This is a genomic window from Candidatus Endomicrobiellum pyrsonymphae, from assembly GCF_020328025.1.
Lineage (GTDB): Bacteria > Elusimicrobiota > Endomicrobiia > Endomicrobiales > Endomicrobiaceae > Endomicrobiellum > Endomicrobiellum pyrsonymphae.
The window spans coordinates 1-4,361 of the sequence record NZ_JAIXMZ010000111.1; the positions used below are offsets into that span (position 1 = coordinate 1).

Annotated in this window: 2 protein-coding genes, 2 rRNA genes and 1 pseudogene; all 5 read right to left on the reverse strand. The window is 40.4% G+C overall.

Annotated elements, in window-relative coordinates; all coding sequences use genetic code 11:
* Positions 1-1,439 (reverse strand): annotated as a pseudogene (gene rpoB / locus LE180_RS06780) (DNA-directed RNA polymerase subunit beta); the annotation flags it as partial.
* A 264-nt stretch (positions 1,440-1,703) separates the two neighbouring features.
* Complete coding sequence (gene rplL, locus LE180_RS06785; RefSeq protein WP_374134694.1) at positions 1,704-2,081, reverse strand: 50S ribosomal protein L7/L12; 378 nt, start codon at positions 2,079-2,081, stop codon at positions 1,704-1,706.
* 181 nt (positions 2,082-2,262) lie between these two features.
* Positions 2,263-2,778 (reverse strand): 50S ribosomal protein L10, encoded by a 516-nt coding sequence (gene rplJ / locus LE180_RS06790; RefSeq protein ID WP_374134695.1) that lies wholly within the window; start codon positions 2,776-2,778, stop codon positions 2,263-2,265.
* Between the two features lie 368 nt (positions 2,779-3,146).
* Positions 3,147-3,263: ribosomal RNA gene (gene rrf / locus LE180_RS06795) — 5S ribosomal RNA — on the reverse strand.
* Positions 3,264-3,353: 90 nt separating this feature from the next.
* Positions 3,354-4,361, reverse strand: a 23S ribosomal RNA gene (locus tag LE180_RS06800); the annotation flags it as partial.

Sequence of the window (4,361 nt, forward strand, 5' to 3'; positions counted from 1 at the left end):
AAAGGATTTATCTGATCCATGAATTGAGAAAGTTGTGAAGTTCCAAAAAACTTTCTTATTTGAACCACGAATTGAGTAATACTTGTGATAGATCTTGGGGTAACATTAGCTTTATCTTGATTGTTCATACGCTCTTTCACGAGTCTTGCCATTTGAACAAGACCAATTCTAATTTGATTTTCCAACAACTCACCAACAGATCTTACACGTCTGTTTCCCAAATGATCAATATCATCCAAACCAATCTTGATGGTCTGCTTGCCTTCAGTAAACTCAGTTTCACCGCTGTAAAGCATTAAGAAATATTTAAGCGTAGCTACTATATCTTCTCTTGTTAAGGTTCTCTTGACATCCAAAGGAGTTGGCAAATTAAAGTTCTTTTCGTAATACTTAAAAATAGGAGCAAGCTTCTTTAATATTTTATACCTTCCAACAGTTGTCAAATCGTATCTTCTCACAGATTTAAAAAGAAGTTCTTCCAAGAAACCCTGCGCTTTTTCCTGCATAATAAACTCTTGGGTTTTTAAAACCTTATATATGTGACTAACTGCTTCTCTCTGACTCTTTATTGTGTCTTTCCTTAACGTTAAAAGAATAGAAACATCTTTTAATACCGATACCGTTGTAAAACCCTTTGTCTGAAGTTTTTTTATCAAATCTTTTTTCAATTCCTTCCCGGAATCTGCAATTATTTCGCCGGTAGTTCTATCGTAAATATCTTCTGCAAGATACTCAACTGCAAGAGAAGTCAACAAAGCATCCAAGGACACTTCCTTGATCTCTTTAAAAAGATTCAAAATTTCTTCATCAGTTTCAAAACCTAATGCACGCAAAAAAGTGGTTGCAAATATTTTTCGTTTGCGATCAATTCTCACATACAATATACCATTTTGATCAAATTCAAATTCAACCCATGCGCCCCTGTAAGGAATTATTCTTCCAAAGAACAAAGGCTTGCCCACAATGGTAACTCTTTTTTCCTCATCTTCTTCAAAAATGACCCCGGGAGAACGATGAATTTGACTGACAACAACACGCTCAGCTCCATTAATAATGAACGTGGCTGTATCCGTCATCAAAGGAATATCGCCAAAATACACTTCCTGTTCCGAAAGCTCTTTCTCCTTGCCATCTTCCTTCTTATGCATAAGCCTTAATTTGACTTTTAAAGGCGAAGCATACGTAGCGTCTCTGGCAATGGATTCCTCGACAGAGTATCTTGGCTCGCCAAAAGAATAAGAAACGTATTCTAAAACCAAACTCTCATCGGAACTTGTCAGAGGAAATATATCTCTAAAAGCGCCTTCAAGTCCTCGATACTTTCTTTTTTCAGGAGGAACGTCTTGCTGCAGAAACTCAGCAAAAGAATCCTTTTGCATTTTTAAAAGAAGTGGCGGATCTATCGGAGCCCCTATTTTCCCAAAGTTAACTTTATTCATTATTTTCAACCTGTTCTTTGATTTTATATACAAACAGCAAACAAGCGCCCATTATACATAATAAATATTATTTGTCAAACTATTTCATACTTTTGTCAGACAAAACGGAAGCGCCAATATTTTTCAAAAAAAAACACAACAACTAGCTTGTTGTCGTTATTGAGCGAAGCGAAATATCCAAAAAATGGATACTTCAAACCTTCGGCTTTCGGACAACTATCTAATCTGATTGCTGTTAACATCAAGCGAAATATCCAGTCAATTTTACTTAAGTTCAACAGTTGCGCCTGCTTCTGTAAGCTTTTTCTTTATTTCTTCGGCTTCAGCTTTTGCAATATTTTCCTTTACCAATTTAGGTGCGCCGTCAACAAGATCTTTTGCTTCTTTAAGTCCGAGACCTGTAACTTCTCTTACAACTTTAATAACGTTGATTTTGCTCGCGCCAGCGCCTGTTAAAACGACGTTAAATTCTGTCTTTTCTTCAGCTGCCGCTACTGCTGGAGCTGCCGCTGACACGACTGCTGCTGGAGCTGCCGCTGACACACCAAACTTTTCTTCTAATGATTTTACAAGCCCTGCAAGTTCGATAACCGACAACGATGAAATTGCTTCAATTAACTGATCCTTCGATAACTCTGCCATTTTACTATCCTCCAATTATTGACTTCTTTTTTTGCTTTTTTAGCACTTTACACCTATCAAACTCCACTTCCATTGCCTAGTGTAAAGTATTTTGCAGTTAGGCGACGCTTGCTTCAGCGAGGGTTGCTCTGTTATGCAAATGAACCGAAGCAGAAGAAAGCATAACTGCAAAAGACAAGCGTTACACTGCTTGCTTTTTTGAAATTGCGCTTAATACTGTTACCAAACCTCTGATATTTGCCACCAATACATTTACAAAACTTGTTATAGGGGCGTTCATGCTGCTCAATATTTTCGCAAGCAAAACTTCTCTTAAAGGAAGAGCTGACAATTGCTCAACAACTGCAGCATCCACAAACTTCCCATCCAAAAAGCCTGCTCTGACTTTCAATTTAGTATGTGTTTTTGCAAAATCAAAAACAGCTTTTGCAGAAGATACTATGTCTCCGTTCTCAATAACAAGAGCTGTGGAACCTGAAAAATTAGCGCCTGCCTCAATACCTGCTTCCTTAAGGGCTATTTCGCTTAAAGTATTTTTAACAACAGTATATTCGCTACCCAGCGAACGAAGTTTAGACCGAAGTTCTGAAATTTCTTCAACTGTAAGACCATGATATTCTGTTAATATCAAGCCTTTCATAGCTTTAAATTTTTCAGCTAAACTCTTTACGACTTCTCGATTCCTTACATTTGGCATTTTTTACTCCTATTTCAATCTCAACAACCGGCTTATCAAAAAGATATAATTGTGAACTTTCGCTGAAGAGTATTGCCCAGATATTTCAATCTCAATAGCCGGCCTATCAAAAAGATACTCCTAATTGAACACCCGATTCTCTGTACAAACAATACTTAAAATTATTTTCTTTACAACCACCTTCGCTAATTAATAATACCTACTATGCGTAGAACATCTTTTTAATATAAATAAAAAAACTTCTCGCGAGAGAAGTTTTAGAATTCAAAATAACAAGGGCTTCGTCTCGGTAAGAAAGGACTATCGTCCTCTTTTAATATCTTGCGACATCTTACTGTCTCTGACTACAACAGCAATCCAAAAATATAATCCGGCGGCGACCTACTCTCCCGGGACCCTGCGGTCCAAGTACCATCGGCCCTGATGGGCTTAACTTCCGAGTTCGGAACGGGATCGGGTGTGACACCATCGGAATAACCACCGGAAATATTTTCAATTCTAAAGAACAATACTGAAAACCTAAACAGTGTAGGCAAATCTGCGTTTTTACAACATTCACATAAAGATTAGAAAATGCGACCAAGCCAAACGGGCGATTAGTATTGGTTAGCTACATGCATTACTGCACTTCCACTCCCAACCTATCAAACTCGTAGTCTACAAGTGCCCTTCAGGGAAACCTTATCTTGAGGTGAGTTTCACACTTATATGCTTTCAGTGTTTATCTCGTCCATACTTGGCTACTCGGCAATGCTCCTGGCGGAACAACCGAAACACCAGAGGTATGTTCATTCCGGTCCTCTCGTACTAAGAACGAGTCCTCTCAAGTTTCCTGCGCCCACGGTAGATAGAGACCGTACTGTCTCGCGACGTACTGAACCCAGCTCACGTACCCCTTTAATTGGCGAACAGCCAAACCCTTGGGACCTACTCCAGCCCCAGGATGGGATGAGCCGACATCGAGGTGCCAAACTTTCTCGTCGATATGGACTCTTGGAGAAAATAAGCCTGTTATCCCCGGGGTAGCTTTTATCCGTTGAGCGACGGCAATTCCACACTGAACCGCCGGATCACTAGTTCCTGCTTTCGCATCTGCTCGACGTGTATGTCTCGCAGTTAAGCACCCTTCTGCACTTGCGCTCTATAGACCATTTCTATTGGTCCTGAGGGTACCTTTGAACGCCTCCGTTACTATTTAGGAGGCAACCGCCCCAGTTAAACTGCCCACCTAACCATGTCCTCCCTGTCGATTCAAACATAGGAGTTAGAACCACAGAACTAAAAGGGTGGTATTTCACATTGTCCCTCCACACAGCCCAAAAGCCATGCTTCAAAGGGTCCCACCTATTCTACGCATTTACTTCCATAATTCAAGGCTAAGATACAGTAAAGCTCCACGGGGTCTTTTCGTCTAACCGCAGGCAACCCGCGTCTTCACGGGTACCACAATTTCGCCGAGTCTTTCGTTGAGACAGTGCCCTCTTTGTTACGCCATTCGTGCAGGTCGGAACTTACCCGACCTGCACGAATGGCGTAACAAAGAGGGCACTGTCTCAACGAAAGACTCGGCGAAATTGTGGTAC

Excerpts from the sequence above, each read along its gene's own strand:
- rplL (WP_374134694.1), bottom strand. The coding sequence starts at position 2,081 with ATGGCAGAGTTATCGAAGGATCAGTTAATTGAAGCAATTTCATCGTTG.
- rplJ (WP_374134695.1), bottom strand. The coding sequence starts at position 2,778 with ATGCCAAATGTAAGGAATCGAGAAGTCGTAAAGAGTTTAGCTGAAAAA.